This is a genomic window from Polyangium sp. 15x6 (assembly GCF_029960785.1).
Taxonomy (GTDB): Bacteria; Myxococcota_A; Polyangia; order Polyangiales; family Polyangiaceae; genus Polyangium.
In genome coordinates, this window is record NZ_JASBQE010000136.1 from 1 (window position 1) to 20,553 (window position 20,553).

Consider the following 20,553-nt stretch of genomic DNA (forward strand, 5'->3'; position numbering starts at 1 on the left):
GCAAGCCCTGGACTCGGGATGGAAGAACTGCGCGGAGCGCAGTTCTTCCAACCGGCCGGTTGGACCGCGTTGCCCGTCGAAAGGGCAGCGCGGCTGTCTCGAGTCGGCCTGTTCGATGAACTGCGCGATGCGCAGTTCATCGACGAACGGTCCAGCGCTTGCGCTGGTCCGGGTCCAGGGGCGGATAGCCCCGGTGGGGCCTGGGGCAACGCCCCAGCGCAGCGGCTTCGACATGAGACCAATGCTCAGGCCGAAGGAGAGGGCGGACGGCGATGAGGGCAACGGCACAGGCAAAGGCGGAGGCGGCAACAATGGTGGAGGCGCGAAGGGCGGTGGGACCGGCGGCGGCAAAGGCGACGAGCCGAGCGTCGAGGAGCGCGTCGAGAAGCACCGCATTCGCAGCGACGACCCGCCCCGGAAGGAAGGCGCGCCGCGTGACCCGCGCGCGAAGAGCATGACCTTGCCGTCGGAATCAGGGGCCTTGAGCAAGGAGGGGATCCTGCCCTCGCGCGACGAGGTGGATCCGCCGAAATGCGTGGACGAATCGTGCACGCTCGTGGATCGGGGCGGCGCGCTGCCGGAGCTTCAGCACGGGCAGGGGCGACCGCTCGTGAGCGCGGTTCGCTGTCAGGACACGAAGGAGGGGTGCAACGGGACGGGCGATGGCACGGGGAAAGGCAAAGCCCTGACGCCGATGGAGCGGATGGTCCGCGAGCTGGCGATCGCGTCCGCGATGCTGAACGGCGAGTTCAACCACGACCTCGCGCGGAGGGACGGCAAGCGGTTCGGGATCATCGGCGGCGACAACGAGGACGGCGTCGACAACGCCATCGTCCAGGCCGCGGCGGCGATCACGCAGGTCGCCTCCGCGGTGCTCGTCGGGCAGGCCGAGAAGTTCGCGAAGTAGCTAGAGGAGGCTTGCGCGAAGAAAGCGCCGATCATCCTCCAGGGAGCCGAGGAAATCTCGAAGGAGACGGCGGAGCTCTTGGCCCAGCGGTACGGGAGGGCGATCGCGGATGCCCTGGAGCAGAACGGCGCGATCGGTCCCTACGAGGTGATGCGCGAGTTCACGCGGGGCCTGGAGGGCGACTACCAGGCGCATCACATCCTGGAGAAGGCGATGGCCGGCAGGTGGCAACTCACGAAGGAGCTTGACAACATCCCATCGGTGATCCTGACGAGCGCAGAACACAAGAGGATCACGAAGGCGCTCGACGAGGCCAAGAAGCTGTTCCCGAAGAGCAAGGAAGGCCTCTGGAAGGCATACGAGGAGGTATATGCCCCGCACTCCCACTGGCTCGATGCCATCAAGCCTTACTTCGGGAAGTAGCCCGAGCCATCGAGGCGCAGAATGAAGACAGAGGTTCGAATCTTGTTCCGAAGCGACCGCATCCCAGAGGGGCCCCGTGCGCTGCTCGATACGGTGCGCTGCGGTTCCGACGTGGCGGAACTCGAAGAAGGTGCGATTTTCACCATCGTCACCCTTGACGAAAGGGACGAGCGTCTGCCGCGCCTCCTGCATCTCCTCACGGAGCGTGGTGCTTCCTGGTTGGAACGGCGCTACGACTGCTTTACCGACGAGGAGCTCGAATCGTCGCGCCTGCTCATCATGTCGTACGACTTTGATGCCACGGTCTTCGGCGGGCCGCGGGTGGGCACGACGTACGATATGTCCGACGCCTGCAAGCGCTGCGGCGCCGGGGCTCGGCAGACGTCCGCGATGATCCTCGAGGGCGAAGACCTCCACAAACTCGAAGGCCGGCGCGCCGCCGCGACCCCGTACGACGACATGCTCGTCGATGAAAAGCTGGCAAACGTGCTCGCGGAGAGCGGCGCGACCGGGATCTCGTTCCGAGGCGTGTTCGCGGCGTTCGAAAAGCGGGGCCACATCCAGCTCGCGTGGCGGCAGATCTGCGCCACGCACACGATGCCGCGGATGTCGCCTCGATCGACCGGAATTTTTCCCTACAAGCCCTGCCCTTGTGGGCGAAGTAGCTTCACCAGGGAGGCGGAGATCCCTCTTCGGCTCGCCTACCGCGCCGCGGACATCGCGGATATCTGCGACGTGAACGTGACCTGGGAATGGTTCGGCGAGGTGAACTTCAACGGCGACGTGAACGACTCCGTGCTCGCCGCCCCCTATTTCCTCGTCACCCCGAAGGTCTGGCGCATCTTCCAGGGCGCAGGCGTCACCGGGTTCGACTGGATCCCGATCCGCGTCGTCGACGAATAGACCGGACGACACGTTGCTTCCGCGGCGGATCGGGACATAGAAGGCGAGCAACCCTCCGCGCCCATGCTCCCCGATCGCCTCGTCACCCTCCTCGTCGTCGCTGGCTACCTCCTCGCGCTCATCGTCGCTGGCGCCTACGTCACCCGGCGATCCAAGGGCTTTTCCGACTACGTCACGGGCGGCGGCAAGATCCCCGCGTGGATGCTCGCCCTCTCCTTCATGGCGAACTTCGTCAGCTCGAACTCCTTCGTCGGGCATGCGGGCAAGAGCCATGAAGTCGGGCTCGGATGGTGCGTCGTCGCCGGCTTCCTCGTCGTCGCCTGCGCGCTCTCCTTCCACCTCTTCGCCCCTCGTTTCGCCGAGTTTGCCCGAACGAATGGCGCCCTCACGCTGCCCGATTTCTTCGAGCGCCGCTTCGGATCTCGCCCCCTCGCGGTCCTCGTCCAGTGGATCGTCGTCGCCACCACCGTCTTGTACGTCCTCGCCGTCTTGCGGGGCACGGCCCTCGTCGTCGCATCGGGCCTCGGCCTCTCGTATTCCGCGGCGTTGCTCGTCGTGTATCTCGTCACGATCGTCTATTGCCTGCTCGGCGGCCTCTGGGCGGACGTGCTCACGGACGTCGTGCAATCGGTCGTCCTCCTCGTCGGCGCGGGCCTGCTCTTCGTCGCGGTCGTCTCCGCCTCGCCCGATCCTGCCGCGCCCGCGCCTCCGCCGCTCCGCCCCCTCTCCATCGCGCAGCTCGTCGCCGTGGGTTTGTCGGGCGCGGTCAAACTCGTCGCCGACCCCAAGCAGGTCATGGTCTTTTATGCCTTCGGCGACGGCGCGCAGGCCCGCCGCTTCCGGCATTTCGCTCCGCTCCTGCTCCTCGTCGTCCTCGGCTGCCTCTTCCCCGTCGGTTACCTCGCGCGCTCGCTCCTGCCCCTCGTCCGTGACGCCGACGAGGTCGTCCCGCAGCTCGTCTTCGAGCGTGGCCTCCTCGGCGCGGCCTTTGGCCCCATCTTCCTCGTCGCGCTCCTCGCGGCCTCGATGTCCTCGCTCGACTCCGCCTTGCTCGTCGTCGCCTCGTGCCTCGAAAAGCATGTCGTCGCCCCGCTCGCCCGACGTGAGCCGAGCGAGGGCCGCACCCGCGTGATTCTCTTCCTCGTCGCGACCCTCGTCCTCGCGCTCTCCTTCCGCCCTCTCGGCGACATCGTCTCCCTCTCGACCCTCGCGGGCGCCCTCCTCGGCGCCTCGCTCCTGCCGATCCTTTGCGTCGGCCTCTTCGTCGACGCGCCCATTCCCCCGCGTGTCGCCCTCGTCTCCCTCACGCTTGGCCTGCTCGGCGCCCTCGCCGGCAAACTCGGCCCGAAGGCGCTCGGCCTCCGTTCGCCCTGGCTCCAGGACATATTCGTCGGCCTCCTCCTCGCGACCTTGCCCCTCGTCGTCCATTGGGTTCGGCGCCCCCGCGCCCCTGTCTCCGTTCCCGGCTGATCCAGCCTCCGGCCGCGACGCACGGAGACGTGACCCGGACGAAGATACGTTTTTCGCGGACGTACAAAACGCAGGAAAATCCGAAAAATGTCCGGATCCTGCGTGGAGTTTCCATTTTTGGCGGGTCAGACTCATCCCCGGAACACCTGACTTGTTTTCCGGGGGGCCTTGAATGAACACGAATCGTGCATTCGTGGCGGGTGCCGTGCTCGTGGCATGGGGAGCGCTCGCCGCGTGTAGTAGCTCGGATACGATTGAGCAGAGAATCGGCTCCGGCGGCGCGTCAGGCGCGCTCTCGACGAGCTCCGGGTGGAGCGTCGGCGCAGCGACCGTGGGACCCGGCGGCGCAGGTGAAATGGGCGGCGCCGGAGGCGAGACGAGCGGGAATGGCGCAGGCGAGGGAGGCGGAAGCGGCGGTGCAGGTGGAAGCGGAAGCGGCGGTGCAGGTGGAAGCGGAAGTGGCGGTGCAGGTGGAAGCGGAAGCGGCGGTGCAGGTGGAAGCGGAAGCGGCGGTGCAGGTGGAAGCGGAAGCGGCGGTGCAGGTGGAAGCGGAAGTGGCGGTGCAGGTGGAGGCGGAAGCGGCGGTGCAGGCGGAAGCGGGGACGGTGGTGTTGGGGGAGCGGGCGGAGGTGGCGGCGGCGATGGAGGGGGTGCTGGTGGGAGTGGTGGCTCAGGCGGGAGCGGTGGCGGTCGCCGGGGTCATGGCTGAATGCGCCGCGACGGGGACGGAAGCGAGACGCGTCATTTCTTCATCTTCGCCTTGAGCGCGGCGGCCTTCTCCAGCAGCGCCTGGGCCTGCGCCTCCAGCTCCTCGGCCGCCTGGGCCTGCGCCGCTTGTTCCGCGGCCGCCCGGGCCTCGTTCTCGGCCTCTTCCTCCAGCTTCTTCAAGAAGGCCTGACGCTCTTCGAGCTGGGCCATGAGCTCGGCGATCGACGCCTTGACCTCGTCGATCGTCTCCTCCTCTTCTCGCGGCGGTTCGCTATAGAAGAAGCCATCGGCGAAGCTCGACGATAGCGTGGCGTACTGGAACGGCAGCTTGGCGAGGCCGCCGTGCGACTCCTTGCGGGATCCATTGACCTTGTCGATGAACTGCTTGCGCGCGCCGATGTCGCGGAAATCGCGGTTCTTGGCTTGCGCTTTCTTGCGCAGCTCCTCGGCGTTCTGGCCCGCGGCGACGAGCGCCTCCGCCTCGGGCGCCATGTCGACGAGCGCCGGCACGCCGCATTTCGCGAGCGTCTCGCTCCAATCCGTCATGGATTGGAGCTGCCCGCCGAGCACGGGCCGCCGGAATTTCCCGAGCGGCTTGTTCTTGAAGAGCGTCGTCCGGAGCTGCTTGCGCGTATTGCCGCTCGTGTGGTCGTCGGCCGCGCGCGAGACGCGCCCGGCGAATCCGTCGAGCCCGTCATCGGCCTTGTCGACCGCGGCCTGCGCGTTCGCCAATGCGTCGAGGATCTCGATCTCCTCGAGGAGGATGAGCTTCCATTGCTCGCGGAGCTCCTGGAAGACGGGCACGTAGGTTGCGGCCAGGGGCTCCTGGACCGCTCGGGAGAGGGTATATTGAAGCTCTCGAAGGAGGGTGAAAAGACCGATGCGATAACCGAGGGCGCGTACTCCCATGGATGCGACGGTACCAAGCCCCAACGCAGAAAACAAGGGGATCGTACGGGGCGGAAGCATCGGCGCCCACGGCGGAACGAGCCTCGGGCGTCCCGTCGTCCGCGTCGCGTATCGCGGATCAGGGCTCGTGTTTGGCGGCTTTTCATCCATGCGATCGGGAAACGAGGTCGGGGCGTGCCGAACGGGGTCCGTTCGGCGGCGGAACGACGACCGAAGGAAGCGGACGGGGGTGGTCCGGGGGCGAAACAGGGGCGGCGTTCGGGGAAGCGCTGTTTCGCGGAGGAACGAGGGTGGGCCGCGGGCGGAGCCGAGGGTAGTTCCGCAAAACCGGTGGCGGCCGGCGGGCGGAGCCGGGGGCGGTTTCGCGCGTACCGCCGGCCGGCGTGTCGCTCCCGGAGCGCTCCCAGAGCCGAACGGGGGGCGGCTCTGTCGACATTCGACGGTCGCGGCGCGGATCGGAGCACGTGCGCGCGGCAGGGGCGCGGGCGGAGGGAAATCGGGGCTGGCGGCTGCGAAGAACGAGGGATGTTATCGCGGCAGAACAGGAGGGCGGCCGTCTGTGCGCAGGTCGTTCGGCTCTGCGTGAGAGGACCACGCGAGGAGGCCGCGGCGAGCAAAGAGGTTTTCGCGCGCCATCTCGGCCGCGCGACGGCTGTGGCAGGGATCTCCGCCCCCTGTTCCGTTCGGACATTGGGGGTCCTACCAAGCGCCCCTCCATCTTGCGCGCGTTCCGCGTGTTGATGCACAAGGATCGCCAGGAATAACGCAGGCCCGCGCACAGCGCCGTGGGGGTGGCTCGCCGTGGCCTGCGGCAACGGAAGGGACCTTCCATGGCCTGGCTTCCCTCGATCCGCCCTCCGGGCGGGACGCTCTCGCTCGCCCTGGAGTCGCAGAGCGCGCTCGATGTCCGGCGCTTCTCCCTCGTCATGGCGCTCGTCGTCCTGTGTTTCGTTTTGATTTCGTCCGGATGCGCCGCCTCGCGCGATCCAACGATGGCCCGGATCTTCGAGGCGCCGAACGTCATCCACGTCTGCGTACGTCCGCCGAACGTACCGAACGACAAACGAATCTGGGGGGTCACCTCCGACGGCGCGCCCTTCTTCGGGGTCCGGGAGGTGGACCGCGCGAGAGGCAATGGCAGCCCCGTGTTCGTGTTCAATGCGGACTCGCCTCCAGAGAGCGCGCGGCTCTTACCGATTCCGTACAACAAGCTCGAATGCCCCGCGCGGACGCCGCGGCCGAAGCCACGCGTCGCCGCGGCGAAGGCGAAGGCCAAGGAGGCTGAAGAGAAGAAGGACGAGGCCAAGAAGGCCGAGGGGCCGAAGCCGCTGCCGCGACCGATCGCGAGGTCGCCGGAGCAAGAGCGGTGCACGGAGTATCGGGAGCCAGGTCAGACGAGGAGACGGAGCGGGACGGGCTCACGTGCTTGCACGAGGGTGCTCGTCAAGCGGCGCGACGCGGAGCAGGCTGTCGCGGACAAACAGCCGGCCGCGATCCGCGAGCTTGAGCCGCCCGAGCCGGCCGAGCCGAGGGAGTTGCCGGCGAGCGCAGCGCAGGCGTATGAGGACTGGGGGCTCAGCCCGGCGGAGACCTCCGCGCTCGCGGAAGACCGAGCCAGGGAGTGCCTCCAGGGGCTTTGCCATGCCCGGCATCCGAACTTCGTTCCGAAGTCCAAGAAGAAGCCCGCCGAGACACACAACGGGCAGTCGTTATCAACGGGAAGTGGCAGCGGTGGGGGAGCGAGCTCGTCACGGCCCGCGTCGAAGCCGGCAGCGGCACCAGCACAACCGGTCACGACTGTCAAGACGACAACGCGGACCGTGGCGAAGCCGAACGGTGCTGCGGCGGGGCAGGCGCCTTCGACCGGGACCAGCACGACCACGACCGTCAAGGCGACGACGAAGCCCGGCTCGGGGGGGAGCGCTGGCGGGTCGAGAGCTGGCAAGCCATTTACAGCAAAGGGTAAGGCAGAGATCGATGCGGCCAACGCTGAGCGAAATGGAGGCGTCAACGTGTGCGAAACATGCCGTACCCAAACCATACCCGCCGAGAAATCCCAGCGCGGCGTCCGCCCACCAGGAAACGAGCGCCAGCGTGACCACAAGATTCCTCAAAGTAAAGGCGGCGACGGTGATCCATTGAATGGCCAGATCCTCTGCCGCGACTGCAACCTGAAGAAACGCGACACGCTATGAACGCTCAACACCATCCTGCGCACGTCAAGATTCTCTTCGATGTCGAGAACGAGGACGGGACCGTCGATCTCGAGAGTCTGTGGGCGGTCCCCGTGTCGAACGGCTACAGGATAGACAATATCCCGTTCTATGCCCGAGGCGTGGCATGCAACGACATCGTGGCGGCCAGTCCGGATGAGGACGGCATGTTGCATTTTTCTGGGCTGATCACGGCGTCCGGTCACAGCACCGTCCGCTTGTGGTTCCGAGACGAAGCGGATGTTCCCGTCGTGCGAGATTACCTTCGGCGAATGGGCTGCGCATCCGAATCGGATCTACCTCGACTCGTTGCCGTCGATATCCCGCCGACGGTTCCTTACGATGCCCTGCGCAAATTCTTGGACGAACAGGAAGCTGCCGGCGTGTTCGAATACGAGGAGGGCTGCCTAGGCCAGGATGGCCAAGACTCTGGAAGTGTTGGTCAGTGAAGCAGCCCAGCACAATTGATAGAAAGGCCTGGAGGGAGCAGCAGCGGCGGTACTGGACGAAGGAGCACGACCGTGGGCGATTCGACGGCAAAAAGCAATGAGGTTCTCTTGCGGTTCGATCATCCGGATGGAAGCCTCGCGGTCGTCTTGGATGATGACGATCGAGTGGCGTACGCATACCTCCTTGAAGACGAGGAGGTCGTGGGCGATGTATGGCTTTACAATGTCGTGGAGCCACCCGACACAGTGAATTGGGAGGACCCCAGTCCGATGCCCTTCCTCAATCCGAGGGACTACTGCAAATCCGAGAAGGTGCGTCGGTTGACCCCGCAGTCTGCTGTCCAGTGTGCATGGTTCGACGCGGGGGTTGAAGTAAGTATCGATGGCATCCTATGGGCTCGGATCGAGCGCGGATCGAAGCCGGGTTGGTCGCGTCTAGCGGCGCAACCCGGGCCGGTCGCCATCCCCTTGGAAGCACGCATGCCTGGCCGATAAGCCCCCCCAGCGCATCGTCGGGCCGAGCGTCGTGGCGGTCGCCGCTCCTACGGCAAACGCACGGTGGCGACCGCCACGATCGACCGAAGACGATCGAAGTCCGCGCCGCCACGTGCGCGGAGAACGGAGCGTCCGCGCTCCCTTTCGGCGGACCCGCCGGCTGGGACGGCTCGTGCACGAGCACGAACGCCCTGCCGGCGGGGCTTGATTGCGGCGGCGAGCCTTGCGCGCAGTCGGTGTGGTCCTCGCCGCTCCCCGGCCCGACGAGTGAGTCCTGCCCGTCGATCACGAAGCCGGCCACCTCCACGACGACGACCGATTGGAAGTGGATCGGCCTCGCCTGCGAGGCGAAGGAGCGCGAGGGCACGTGCGAGACGTCCACGCACCGATGCATGTACGATCTGCCGTACCCATTCCTCCAGTGCATCGCGCTCCGGGGCAAACACGACAAGTGCCCTGGCAACTACGACCGCTACGACCCCATCTACCTCTACGGGGAGCAGCCGGTCGATACGCGCGGCTGCACGGCGTGCGAGTGCGGCGGGGAGCCTGTGGGGAGCGCCTGCCTCGGGGCCCTTCGGCTCTACGAGGACGGCGCGTGCATGTCGCAATTCTCCGAGGATCCCGTCTACTCGACCGACGTGCAGTGCACGAACGTCTACCCGCCAGGCCGGAAGCTCGGCAGCAAGGCGATCACGGACCTCGCATACATGCCGGGCACGTGCTCGGCGACCGGTGGAGAACCCACGGGCGCGGCCTCGGAAGACCCCGCCGACGTCGTGACGTTCTGCTGCCTCGCGCCGTTCGACCTGCCGCCCGCGTAGGACCTACGCCCAACTTTTTTTCGCGTTCGTCGATCCGAATCGCCTCCCCGATCATGTTGCGTCGTTGACCTGCGGGTCGCTTGTCCCTGCTCTTGCTACGAGGTGCGCTTTCGAAAAAAGAGAGAGCGCGTCCATTGACCGGAGTGCCGACTAGGCGGTTTTTCTCGGCCCGTCTCCCGGAGACCGGGTGGGTGACTCGAGTTCATGGATCCGGTGTAGACGCGCTCTCCGACGCATACGTTTGTCGAAGGACGGGTGTCCTGTCAAGCCAAACTTTTCACCGACCCGCAGAAGAGGGCGATGGGGCGCGCGCATCTGGGCAAGCACCGCTCGCCTCCATCGTCCTCTCCTGCGGGTCGTCGGTCGCCGATCCGAGCCGGCTGCGCCGCGCGGCGTTTCAGTCCAGAGCAGGACGCGACCACGCAGCGGCTATGTCGCGGGCTCCTGCGTCGTGCGCGCTTCGAGGTCCTTCGCGGCGTCGAGGATGAAACCTGGGCCGCTCCTCGACGGCCGGCGGCGGGGCCAGCAGCAAGAACGATTTCGATCTCGGCTTGCGCAACCTGATCGAATTGGCTTGCGCGATCTGTGCAAATGCCCCTTGCACAGATCGCGCACCGTGAAACCGGCCCCGCGCCGGGTCTCCTTATATACATCGCGAGGATCGCCCTCGCGCCCTCGTGGCACGGTCGCTGCTCTTCGGACCCTCGAGCCCGCGGGGCGGGCTCGAGGGAGGTCCACGTGAGACGGCCGAATCGAGTTTTTCTCCTCTGCGCGCCGGCCCTCGCCACGGCGATCGTCTGCTTCGGCAGCGAGGCGCTCGCGCAGGGCGGTGCCACCATTCAGGGCAAGGTCATCAATGCCGCGACGAGCCAGCCGGTCCCGGACGTCGTCGTCACGGCCACCTCGCCCGCGCTCCAGGGCGAGGAAATCGCCCTGACAGACAAGGCGGGCAATTACCGCCTCCCGAGCTTGCCGCCCGGCGACGGATACGTCGTTCGTGCCGACGGCGGGACGAACTACCGGCCCTATGCCTCCAAACCCTTCACGCTCCGCGCGGGCGGCACGGCCCTCGTCCAGATCCAGATCCTCCCCGAGGTCGTCGAATCCGGCATGGATATCCTCGTGGAGGTCACCCCGCCCGTCATCGATTACACGACCGGCGTCAAGACCAGCGTCGGCCCCGAGTTCACCCGGCGCGTCCCGACGAACCCGCCGACCGGCAAAGGCGGCGCGACCCGCTCCTTCGAGGGCCTCGCCACCATCGCCCCCGGCACCTTCACCGACACCTACGGCGTCTCCGTCAATGGCACGACCTCCCCGGAGAACGGCTTCGTCATCGACGGCCTCTCCGCCAACGACGCCGCCTTCGGCATCCTCGGCACGCCGCTCTCCAGCGAGTTCGTCCGCGAGGTCAACGTCATCACGGCCGGTTATTTGCCCGAATATGGCCGCTCGATCGGCGGCGTCATGGATGTCGTCACGAAGAGCGGCTCGAACGAATTCCACGGCTCCTTCTTCAGCGCCATCACGCCCGGCGCCCTCGAGGGCCGGCGCACCCGCATTCCTCGCGAGGGCAGCACCATCCAGACAAGCCCGAGCCTCGCGACCATCCAGGACATCGGCTTCGAGCTCGGCGGCCCCATTCTGCGCGACAAGCTCTGGTTCTTCACCGGCGCGAGCCTCGCGATCCAGAAGACCCGCCTCGATCGCACGCTGAACAAGCTCCTCTACGTCGAGAACCCCGACGGCACGCCGGCCGAGGATGCCATGGGCAACCCCATTCCGATCCGGGATCCCGAGACCGGGTTCCAGCAGACCTCGGTCCTGCCCGGGACGCAGCGCACCTACTACGCCACGAACCGGACGTACCAGTACATCGGCAAGCTCACCTGGAAGGCCCATCAGGACCACACCGTCTCGCTCTCGGTCTTCGGCGTCCCGCAGACCTCCGGCGGCAACGGCGATTATCCGTTCAACCTCCAGACCGGCGGCTCTGCGCCGAACCTGCAGGGGCCTTACGCGGCGTTCGGCGGGATCAACGAGTCTTTCTCGAACAACGTCGTCCTGAAGACCTCCTCGTCCTTCGCCAACAAGAAGTATCTGCTCGATACCACGATTGGCTGGGTCTACGGCTCGCTCACCCAGGCCGCCGCCGATGGCAGCGGCGTCTCCGAAATCGGCTCGCCGGGCACCATGGCGGGGATCCCGAACGTCGCGTGGCGCAGGTCCACGGGCGGGCGGTATCCGATCACCGAATTCGAAACCCTCCCGGCGGCCGCGCGCGAGGCATGCGCGCCGGGCGGCAGTCAGGCGATCGCGGCGCTTTATTGCCCCGTCGTCAACTACTTCACCGGCGGCCCCGGCATCATGCGTCAGGCCACGCAGAACCGCATCCAGGGCCGCGCCATCTTCACGGCCATCGGCAACCTCCTCGGCCAGCACATCATCAAGGCCGGCATCGATTTCGAGGCCCTCGATTACACGAGCGCCCGCGGCGTCAGCGGCGGCAATGCGTTCCGCGAGAGCTCGGACGGCGCAACGTTCCTCGACGCCCGCCGCTTCGGCTTCCTGGAGCGCCCGGACCGCCCCGTCTTCTTGAACTCGTTCTCCACCACCTCGCGCTCCTATACCGTCGGCGGGTTCGTCCAGGATAGCTGGAACATCCTCGATCGCGTCACCCTGAACCTCGGCGTCCGTTATGACGCGCAGGTCGTCACGGGCAATGACGGTCGCATTGGCATGACGCTCCCGAACCAGTGGTCGCCGCGCGTCGGCGTCATCTGGGATCCGACCAGGAAGGGCCAGGCCAAGATCTTCGGCAACTTCGCGCGGTTTTACCAGGCCATCACCCTGAACCTCGTCGACCGCTCCTTCCCGGGCGAGCTCAACATCTACTCCCTCCGCGGCTCCAACGTCTGCAATCCGCGGGATCCCGCGCAGGTCCACGGCGCCTGCGACGACCCGAACAATCTCATCACGATCACCGGAAACAGCGACCCGACCCGGAAATTCGGCGCCACCGGCTCCGACCGCGTCCCCGTCGATCCGGACATCAAGCCTCAATCGTCCGATCAGCTCGTCCTCGGCGGCGAATACGAGCTCTTCCAGGGCGCGAAGATCGGCGGCGCATACACCCACCAATCGCTCAATCATGCCGTCGAGGACATGAGCCGGGACGAGGCGAACACCTACTTCATCGGCAATCCCGGCCACGGCATCGCCAAGGACTTCCCCGAGGCCGTCCGCGATTACGACTCGTTCACGATCTTCTTCGAGAAGGCGTTCGCGAATCGCTGGCTCGCGCAGGCGAGCTACACCGCGGCTTATTTGCGCGGCAACCTCGCCGGCCTCTTCCGGCCCGAGACCCAGCAGCTCGATCCGAACATCAACTCGGATTTCGACCTCATCTCGCTCCTGCCGAACCGCGAAGGCCCGCTCCCCGGCGACCGTACCCATTCCATCAAGGTCTTCGGCGCCAAGGAGTTCATCTTGCCCGGCAACATCTCGATCAGCGTCGGCGGCAGCTACACCGCTCGCTCGGGCACGCCCATCAACGTCCTCGGCGCGCACCCGCAATACCTCACGGGCGAGGTCTTCATCTTGCCGCGCGGCGAAGGCGGAAGGACGCCCTGGGTCCATTCGATCGACACGAACGTCACGGCCGGCCTCCAGCTCAACAAGGACCAGACCATCACGTTCGGCGTCGACATCTTCAACCTCTTCAACTTCCAGACCGTCACCGGCGTCGATTCCAATTACACGTTCGCCGACGTCCGTCCCATCGAGGGAGGCACCATGGCCGACCTCCCGGCGGCGAAGGGCAAGCTCGTGTACTGGGACGGCCAGCCCTTCAGCGACGTCGACAAGAATCCCAATTTCGGGAACCCCAACGGATTCCAGCTCCCGCGGCAGGTCCGCTTCAATGCGCGGGTGACCTTCTGAACGTGCGGACGAGGAGACGAACCATGAAAAAAGGTCATTCCTTCCTCGCAGCCGTGGCCCTGGCCTCGGCCTTGGCCTCGTTCGGCGGCGCGTCGTGCTCGCAGCCCCCGATCCAGTGCGTCGTCGGGCACGGGTCGTTCATCGCGAAATATTCGCTCGTGGAGGGGACGGGCTCCTGCGCCGACCTCGTCGGCGAGGAAATCGGCCTCGCCACGTTCCTCGCGCCGAACGACGATCGGACCCTCGCCGATTACGACAAACGCAGCATCGCCGTCCAGTCCGACACGTTCGGCGGCCTCGTCCGGGAGCGCGAGGGGCTCGGGACAGGGGAGGACGACGTGCCTTATGCCTTCGGCGCGTACACGACGAACCCCGACGACCGTGATCTCTGTTATGCCGGCGGCGCCTCCGGCACCGCCGCGCTCGCGCCCGCCGAGCTCGATCTCCCCGAGGCCGAGACCATGGACAACATGGGAAACCCCGTCACGCTCCCGGCCAAGAGGCTAAGGCAATCCTGGGAAAACCTCTCCATTTACGTCACCGCCGCCGCGCCGGGCACGCAGGTGGTCGGCACGATGAAGTACGAGGACCTCATGGAGGGCTGCTCGGCGACGTACACGTTCGTCGCGCTCTTCCCGGCGGTCCAGTGCGCGAAATCGGACGCCGACGGCAAACCCACGAACGAGCCGGACGACGCGCTCTGTGATCCGAATGGCAATGCCGCCGAGGGCCGCACGCCCTCCGGCATCAACCCCGATTACCGCGTGAAATGTGATCCCACGCTGCTTTATTGCGTCCTCGACGAGACCCCGCGCGCCGCGCCCTGAGCCTCAGGCGTCCATGTCGAGCCCGAAAGGCCCGGGCCTCCGCGACGCGGGCGCCCGCTCCCGCGCTTCCCGCGCCGCCGGCTCCTCGAGATCGCGGCTCTCGGCGAGCGCATAAAGCGCGACGATCTCCGACAGATCGAACACCCGCTCCCGCGGCGGATTGAGGAGCACCTCGAGCCGCTCCCGCGCGTGCTCGTCCACCGTCCGCTGCTCGATCGCGACCGGAATCACCTGCCGCGACGCGAGCGCCTCCCTCAGCTCGTCGAATCGCACCGCGCCCTTCGCGCCCGCCGCGCGCTCGCCCGGCTCGAGCCGCACGATCTCCTGCCCGTACTCGCCGAGGATCTCGTCGTACAGCGCGGTCACGCCCGGCACGAACGCGCTGTGCACCATGAAGTAGTTCTTGATCCGATCGGTGCTCACGAGCGAGAGCCGGAGCCTCCCCGCGGCGAACCCGCATCGCTCCGCGTCCACGAGCCTCCGCGCGTGCTCGCCCTTCTGCACCGAGGCGAACTCCGCCAGCACGTGCAGCCGTTCGCCCCGCGCGAGCTCGCCGCGCTCGAGCGCGTTCACGAACCGGAGCAGCCGCAACGTCGTGCGCGCGTCTCGATCCACCGCGTCGGGCTCGCTCAGGAAGATCACCGCGCCGATCGGCCCGCCCTTCTTCGCGCACTCCACCGCGAACGACGCGAGATCGTGCCCGCGTTGCGTGTACACCGTCACGCGCCCCCCGTGCTCGAGGGGCATCGTCACGCCCTCGCGCCCCGGCGGCGGCACGTCCCGCTCGATGCCGATCCCGAGCGACGCGAGGCGCGCCGCGAGCGGCATCCGCTCGTCACCGCGCTCGCCGAGCACGAGCGTCGCGTCCACGCCCGGCATGAACCGCGCGAGCTCACGCACCATCGACGGCAGCGCCGCGCTGTACCCCACGACGAGCACACGCGAGAGCAGCCCACGCGCCATGTGCGTGTCCTCGGCCCACGTGCAGATCTCGGCCCGCGGCGGCGTCGCCTGGTGACCGACGGGCGTGATCCCACGCCCCATCACGAGATCCCGCCCGTACCTGCGCAGCGGCGCGTACGTCGCCGTCACGCCGATGATCCCGCGCAGGAGCTTCGTCGGGATCTTCCCTGCGCGCGCCCCGAGCTTCCACGCGCCCGAGCCCTCCTCCGGATCACGCAGCGGATTCAGCCATTGCTCGAGGTCCGCCACGGGCACGAGCCCGCGCGTCCGCCGCGGCGTCGCCGTCCCCAGGAACACCCCCGTGAGCAGCACGCCGCGCTCCTCGTACGCCGCGCGCGCGAGCCTCTCGAACGGGACGAACCCGTCTTCGCCGCCGAGCGCTTCGATCGCCTCCGCCTCGCCGGGCTCCACGAACATGTGCGTGTAGAACTCGGACCCATCGGCCGTCATGAGGTCCGTGTACAGCGCCTCGACCCCCGGCGTGACGAGGTGCTGACAGAGGAAAAGCCCCAGAAAACGCGGCATGTCGAGCGGGAACGTATGAGGTCCACCGATCGCCATCACGAGCGCGCGGTTCTCGCTCTCCACCACCTCGACGAACACCTGCGCGTCATGGTTCTGCGCGCGGAACGACGCGAGCGTCATCGTCGTCACCGCGTCCGCGTCGGGCCCCGCGTCCGCGCGGGACAAGAGGATCGCGCGCTTCGCCGTCGCCGCCGACACCCGCGCGAGCGCGTCCGGATCCCAGCCGTCGCCCTCGCGGTACATCACCCACCGCATCATCGGCTCGTACAGGTATCCGGGCGGATCCTCCGTCGTCCCGAGCAGCGCCATCCGCGGCAGCGCGTGCCTTCGCGGCATCGCCCCGCGCCCCCGCAGCCATTGCAGGATCTCCGCCGGCCGGAAGAAGCTCCGCAGCATCCGGTTCCGCTCGTAGAGCCGCGCGAACTCCCGCACGAGCATCTCCGCGTCGTGCACGGGACCTATCACCAGCGAGTGCTCGTCGTAGTCGACCGTGCGCCGACGCTCGGCCCGCACCACCTGATCGACGATGTTCGAGCCGATGCCGATGATGAACGACACCACGAACACGCCCACGATCGTGAGCCCCAGCGACAGAACCGCGATCGGCGCCGGCACCTTGAGCGTCCCGACCAGGTTGTCCGCGCTCTCGAGCTGCCGGAACGCCCACCACACCCGATCGATGAAATCGGCGTCGGCCTCGAGTCCGCTGCCCGCGTAATCGTAGCGGATCGCCAGGTGATCCAGCACCACGGCCGCGCCGAACGCGAGCGACCAGACCGCCACGGTCACGAGCCCGAACTGCTGGAGCTGCTCGCGCCGCGTCACGATCGAGTACACATCGGCCGCGAGCTCGCGGGCGAACCGGAGCAAGAGCAAGAGCCGCGCGAGCCGGAGCGACAAGAGCGGCGCCACGTACCTGGGATCGCCGATCTGCTCGAAGGGCAAGAAGCTCAGCAGCGCGAGCAGATCGACGACCAGGAAAAACCATTCGAAGCGCCGGATCTCCTCGCGGGGCCGGCGCAGGGCGATCCAGCGCAGCGCGAGCTCGATCGTGAAGATCGCGAGGAAGACGGGCCGGAGCGCGCTCTCCAGCCGGGGCATCGGCAGGAGCGAGACGAGGATGCAGATCGCGAGCCCGATCTTGACCGGACGTTTGTCGAGCAGCGCGACGACGCGGCGGGGGAGGCTCGGTGCCCGAGGGGCCATCGCGCCGCAGCATAGACGCGCGGAGGGCCGCGTTTCCAGCGACCTCCGCGCGCGTCCGTCACGAAGAGATCAGCGCTTCGCTCGTCGCTTCGAGCTTCTCTCCCGTCGCCTCCACGACCTCGAGCGCCCGCACGTCCTCACTCGCCTCCGCCGCGTGCGCCGTATCCGCGAGCAGGTACGCGCGCCGGAGCGCCGCCACGTGCGCGCCGATGCGTTGATCCACGCGCCGCGCCACGGCCGCGGGCGCGTCCGCGCGCGCGCCCTTTCCTCCGGCCCGCGCTCGTTCGAGCCGCGCCCGCGCCTCACCGAGCCGCACGAGCGCCTTCCAGCTCGCGCGAACCTCGCGCGCCGCGGCCGCGTCGAGCAGCCGTTCATCCACGTGCCTCCGCAGCGCGGCTCCCTCGCGCAAGGCCGCGCCCGCCTCCTCGCCGGCGTCCTCGGCGAGCCCGTCGAGCGCGTACGCCACCGGATCGTCCGCCTCCACGAAGAGCGGCAACGCCGCGAGCACGGCCGCGACCAGCGCCGCGACCACGCGGATCGTGGGCGAACCGCTCCCATACGCCGCCGTGATCGTCCCCGCGAGCGCGCCTGCCACGAGCGCGCCGCCCAGGTGCACGAGCCGCGCCGTCCCGGCCTTCACCCGCGTCGTCCGCTCCGCGTACGCGAGCGCCACGAGCGCCGCGCCCGCCGCGGCGGGCGACGTATTTCCCACGAGCGCCGCCGACAGCGCGCCGAGCGCCCCGCCCGCCGCGGCGAGGCCATCGATCGTCGCGCTCGCCGCGAGCGCGAGCAGGACACCGAGCCCGAGCAGCGCGATCGATCCCGTCACGAGCCCGAGCCGGCCCGCGAAGGGCCACAAACCAAACGCCGCCGCCGCGGCCACGAGGAGGGCAAACTTCCGCATGATTCCTTGGATCTCCAACGGGTTCGTCGTTCAGTACGCCGCGGCCCGACCGAGGTTCGAGAACTCCTTGTCGGCCATGCTCCGCGCCGCCGCCTTCGCGCCCGCGCTCTTCGGCGGCGCCGCGTGGATCTCCTGCTTCGCTCGCTCGTACGCTTCGACCTGCGCCTGAATCGCCGTCGCAGCCGGCGCCGGCGCGGCCTCCGCCGCGGCCCTGAGCGCGCCGATGTTCTCGTCGACGATCCGCTGCGCCGCCTGCATGTCGCCTTGCTCCAGCGCCGCCGCCGCCTCGAGCTGCCGGCTCGACGCGAGCGCGCTCGTCGCCTCCGCGAATGCCGCCCGATCCACGCTGAGCTCCGCCTCCCGCGCGTCCGCCGTCCCTTGCAGATCGAGCGGCGACAGCGCCACGCGCGTCCGCTCTCCGCCCACGAGCGACCACCCGACCTCGCCCCCGATCGCGAGTTTTTCCCCTGCCTCCGCGTTCGCCGCGAGCTCCACGACCACGCGCCGCTCGTCACCCGCGAAGAGCGATCCGATCCGCAAGGTCACCTCGCGCCCATCGCCTTCCGTCCTCGCCTCCGCGCCGATCGCCCGGACGAACCGCACGCCCTCGGGGAGCACGAACCGCGCCTCCGTCGCCTCGACCGTCGTCGCGGCCGTCTCTTCGAGCTCGCGACGCAGGAATGTTTGGAGCGCCGCTCCATCCTTCACGAACGCAAAGTTCCCGCGCCCCGCCTCCGCGACCCCGCCCATGTATCCCGGATCGAAATCGAGCCCGATCCCGAGCGACGACACCGTCACCCGATCTTCCGTCGCGCCCCGCGCGATCCGCTCCGCATCGATGCGCCCGCCGTCGAGCCCGTCGCTCACCAGGACCACCCGCTTCACGCGCCCCGGCGACGCGTTCGCCAAGGACCACATCCCTTGCGACAGCGCCGGCGGGATGTTCGTCCCGCCGCTCGCCGAAAGCTCGTGCACCCGCGCGACGAGCCGCTCGCGCACGTCTCCCACGCGCGCGAGCGACTGCAGCACCTCGCTATCCGACGCGTATCGCACCAGCGTGATCTGATCGTCGTCACGCAGCTCGCGGATCAGCTCCACGACCGCGTCCTTCGCCTGCTTCATCTTGCTCTCGGTCATCATCGAGCCCGACGTGTCGAGCACGATCGCGAGCGCGAGCGGCGCCCGCTCCCGCGCGTCCGCCTGATCCGCTTTGATCCGCAGCACCGCCGAGATCCGCGCCTCGCTCCCGCCGAACACGCGCGACTGCGTCAGCGTGATCGACCCGTGCGCGCCGCGCCCCGAGAACGTCGCGCCCGCGCCGCTTTCGCTCGGGCTCGCGAACGCCACGTTCGTCCGCGCGCCGAGCGGCGCTCTGTGCAAGATGAGCCCTCCGGCGCAGAGTGCGAGGAGGCTCGCCGCAAGCGCGCGGCGGGTGCGGGGGACACGGAGCCAACGGTTCGTCATGACACACTCCTCCGGGCACGCGCCGGACGCTCGGCGCGTGAAAAATCTCGCCCCTCGAGCGCTCGCGAAGGGGAGCGCCCGGGGCGACGAACATCCGTGGCGCACGTCTACGGACGAGCGGGCCGTTCGGTCTAAATGACGTAGCGTCATGTTTCGAGACGTGCGAGAGTCCCGACCGATCGAGGGAAACAGATGAATCTCAGTGAACCGCTCAAGCAGCGTATCGAGGCGCTCGTTCGGTCCGACCGGGTCGTGCTCTTCATGAAGGGCTCGCGCCGATTCCCCCAATGTGGGTTCTCCAGCTCCGTCGTGCAGATCCTGGACGAGGTGCTCCCCAGCTACACGACGGTGAACGTCCTCGAAGATCCCGAGATTCGCGAGGGCATCAAGGCCTACGCGAGCTGGCCCACGATCCCGCAGCTCTACATCGATGGCGAGTTCGTCGGTGGGGCCGACATCGTCCGGGAGATGCGCGAGAGCGGCGAGCTCGCGCAGAAGCTCGGCGCCTCCGGGGCCGGCGGCGAGGCGAAGCCGCTGAAGATCACGATCAGCGCGTCGGCCAAGCGCGCATTCGACGAGGCGGCGAAAGAGGCGCCGGGCGAGCTCCTCCGCTTCGAGGTGAGCCCGCGCTTCGAGTATGGTCTTTATTTCGGGCCGCGCGCCGAGGGCGACGTCGAGGTCGACGCGGGCGGCATCACGGTCCTCGTCGACAAGGCGAGCGCGCGCCGGGCCGACGGCGTCTCCATCGATTTCGTGGACGGGCCCGAGGGCGCCGGCTTCAAGATCGAGAACCCGAACGAGCCCCCGCGCGTCCGGCAGCTCTCCGTGAAGAAGCTGAAGGAGATGCTCGACGCGGGCGAGACGATCGAGCTCATCGACGTGCGCACCGACAAGGAGCGCGCCATTGCGCGGATCGAGCAGGCGAAGCTGCTCGACCAGGCCGAGCTCGAGCGGCTCGAAGCGCTGCCCAAGGACACGGCGATCGTGTTCCATTGCCACCACGGCGGCCGCAGCCGCTCGGCGGCCGAAGCGTTCGTGGGGCGAGGTTTTTCCAGGGTGTACAATCTCGAGGGGGGCATCGACGCCTGGTCGGTCGTGGTCGACCCCTCGGTTCCGCGGTATTGACGAATCTCGGGAGGTAGCGCGCGTGTCGTACCACATGACCACGTTTCAGGGCTCGATCCCCGCGGCGATCGAGCAGGCCATCAAGGAAAAGATCAGCGACGCCGTGGTGGAGGTGCAGGGCGGGGGAGGGCATTTCGAGATCTCCGTCACGAGCAAGGTCTTCGCGGGCAAGAGCACGCTGGAGAAGCACCGCCTCGTCCTCGGCGCGATCGCGCACCTCATGGCGGGAAATGACGCCCCCGTGCACGCCGTCGACAAGCTGAACACCAAAGTCCCCACGTGACCCTCCCGCGCCC

Annotated in this window: 17 protein-coding genes; 12 read left to right on the forward strand and 5 right to left on the reverse strand. The window is 68.0% G+C overall.

Annotation, left to right across the window (positions count from 1 at the left end):
• On the reverse strand, positions 1-234 hold a 234-nt coding region (locus QHF83_RS48125; RefSeq protein WP_282424892.1), incomplete at its 3' end, for a hypothetical protein.
• 7 nt (positions 235-241) lie between these two features.
• Between QHF83_RS48125 and QHF83_RS48130 the strand changes: the two genes are divergently transcribed.
• The 5 genes from QHF83_RS48130 to QHF83_RS48150 all read left to right on the forward strand — a co-directional run bounded on the left by QHF83_RS48130 (position 242) and on the right by QHF83_RS48150 (position 4,467).
• On the forward strand, positions 242-907 hold the full coding sequence (locus QHF83_RS48130) for a hypothetical protein (RefSeq protein ID WP_282424893.1): 666 nt from the start codon (positions 242-244) through the stop codon (positions 905-907).
• Between the two features lie 78 nt (positions 908-985).
• Positions 986-1,330 carry a hypothetical protein gene (locus QHF83_RS48135; protein WP_282424894.1) on the forward strand — a complete coding sequence of 115 codons (345 nt, stop codon included), beginning with the start codon at positions 986-988 and terminating at the stop codon, positions 1,328-1,330.
• 111 nt (positions 1,331-1,441) lie between these two features.
• Positions 1,442-2,233 carry a hypothetical protein gene (locus tag QHF83_RS48140; RefSeq protein WP_282424895.1) on the forward strand — a complete coding sequence of 264 codons (792 nt, stop codon included), beginning with the start codon at positions 1,442-1,444 and terminating at the stop codon, positions 2,231-2,233.
• A 63-nt stretch (positions 2,234-2,296) separates the two neighbouring features.
• Positions 2,297-3,703, forward strand: a complete 1,407-nt coding sequence (locus QHF83_RS48145) for a sodium:solute symporter family protein (RefSeq protein ID WP_282424896.1) — start codon at positions 2,297-2,299, stop codon at positions 3,701-3,703.
• Between the two features lie 386 nt (positions 3,704-4,089).
• Positions 4,090-4,467, forward strand: coding sequence for a hypothetical protein (locus tag QHF83_RS48150; protein ID WP_282424897.1), 378 nt, complete (start codon positions 4,090-4,092; stop codon positions 4,465-4,467).
• Here the strand turns inward: QHF83_RS48150 and QHF83_RS48155 are convergent.
• Entirely contained in the window at positions 4,445-5,320 is an 876-nt protein-coding gene (locus tag QHF83_RS48155; protein ID WP_282424898.1) for a hypothetical protein, read from the reverse strand. The genes QHF83_RS48150 and QHF83_RS48155 overlap by 23 nt on opposite strands.
• A gap of 830 nt (positions 5,321-6,150) precedes the next feature.
• On the opposite strand from QHF83_RS48155, the gene QHF83_RS48160 reads away from it, so the two are divergent.
• From QHF83_RS48160 to QHF83_RS48180, 5 genes are all read left to right on the forward strand, one after another.
• Positions 6,151-7,515: an HNH endonuclease signature motif containing protein gene (locus QHF83_RS48160; RefSeq protein ID WP_282424899.1), complete on the forward strand. Its 1,365-nt coding sequence runs from the start codon at positions 6,151-6,153 to the stop codon at positions 7,513-7,515.
• The gene (locus tag QHF83_RS48165) at positions 7,512-7,982 is read left to right on the forward strand and encodes a DUF4265 domain-containing protein (protein ID WP_282424900.1); all 471 of its coding nucleotides are present in this window, start codon (positions 7,512-7,514) and stop codon (positions 7,980-7,982) included. Before QHF83_RS48160 ends, QHF83_RS48165 begins: the two co-directional genes overlap by 4 nt.
• 731 nt (positions 7,983-8,713) lie before the next feature.
• Positions 8,714-9,301, forward strand: a complete 588-nt coding sequence (locus QHF83_RS48170) for a hypothetical protein (protein WP_282424901.1) — start codon at positions 8,714-8,716, stop codon at positions 9,299-9,301.
• Positions 9,302-10,039: 738 nt separating this feature from the next.
• Complete coding sequence (locus QHF83_RS48175; protein ID WP_282424902.1) at positions 10,040-13,243, forward strand: TonB-dependent receptor; 3,204 nt, start codon at positions 10,040-10,042, stop codon at positions 13,241-13,243.
• A gap of 23 nt (positions 13,244-13,266) precedes the next feature.
• The gene (locus tag QHF83_RS48180) at positions 13,267-14,070 is read left to right on the forward strand and encodes a hypothetical protein (protein WP_282424903.1); all 804 of its coding nucleotides are present in this window, start codon (positions 13,267-13,269) and stop codon (positions 14,068-14,070) included.
• Positions 14,071-14,073: 3 nt separating this feature from the next.
• On the opposite strand, the gene QHF83_RS48185 is transcribed toward QHF83_RS48180, so the two are convergent.
• Genes QHF83_RS48185 through QHF83_RS48195 form a run of 3 tightly spaced genes read right to left on the reverse strand, consistent with a single transcriptional unit; the run spans position 14,074 to position 19,132 of the window.
• Positions 14,074-16,764, reverse strand: coding sequence for an ion transporter (locus tag QHF83_RS48185; RefSeq protein ID WP_282424904.1), 2,691 nt, complete (start codon positions 16,762-16,764; stop codon positions 14,074-14,076).
• 58 nt (positions 16,765-16,822) lie between these two features.
• Complete coding sequence (locus QHF83_RS48190) at positions 16,823-17,668, reverse strand: hypothetical protein (protein WP_282424905.1); 846 nt, start codon at positions 17,666-17,668, stop codon at positions 16,823-16,825.
• 30 nt (positions 17,669-17,698) lie between these two features.
• On the reverse strand, positions 17,699-19,132 hold the full coding sequence (locus QHF83_RS48195) for a VWA domain-containing protein (RefSeq protein WP_282424906.1): 1,434 nt from the start codon (positions 19,130-19,132) through the stop codon (positions 17,699-17,701).
• A 192-nt stretch (positions 19,133-19,324) separates the two neighbouring features.
• On the opposite strand from QHF83_RS48195, the gene grxD reads away from it, so the two are divergent.
• Together grxD and QHF83_RS48205 are read left to right on the forward strand one after the other, a co-directional pair.
• Positions 19,325-20,257: a Grx4 family monothiol glutaredoxin gene (gene grxD / locus QHF83_RS48200; RefSeq protein ID WP_282424907.1), complete on the forward strand. Its 933-nt coding sequence runs from the start codon at positions 19,325-19,327 to the stop codon at positions 20,255-20,257.
• A 22-nt stretch (positions 20,258-20,279) separates the two neighbouring features.
• Positions 20,280-20,540, forward strand: coding sequence for a BolA/IbaG family iron-sulfur metabolism protein (locus tag QHF83_RS48205; protein WP_282424908.1), 261 nt, complete (start codon positions 20,280-20,282; stop codon positions 20,538-20,540).
• The last annotated feature ends 13 nt before the right edge of the window (positions 20,541-20,553 follow it).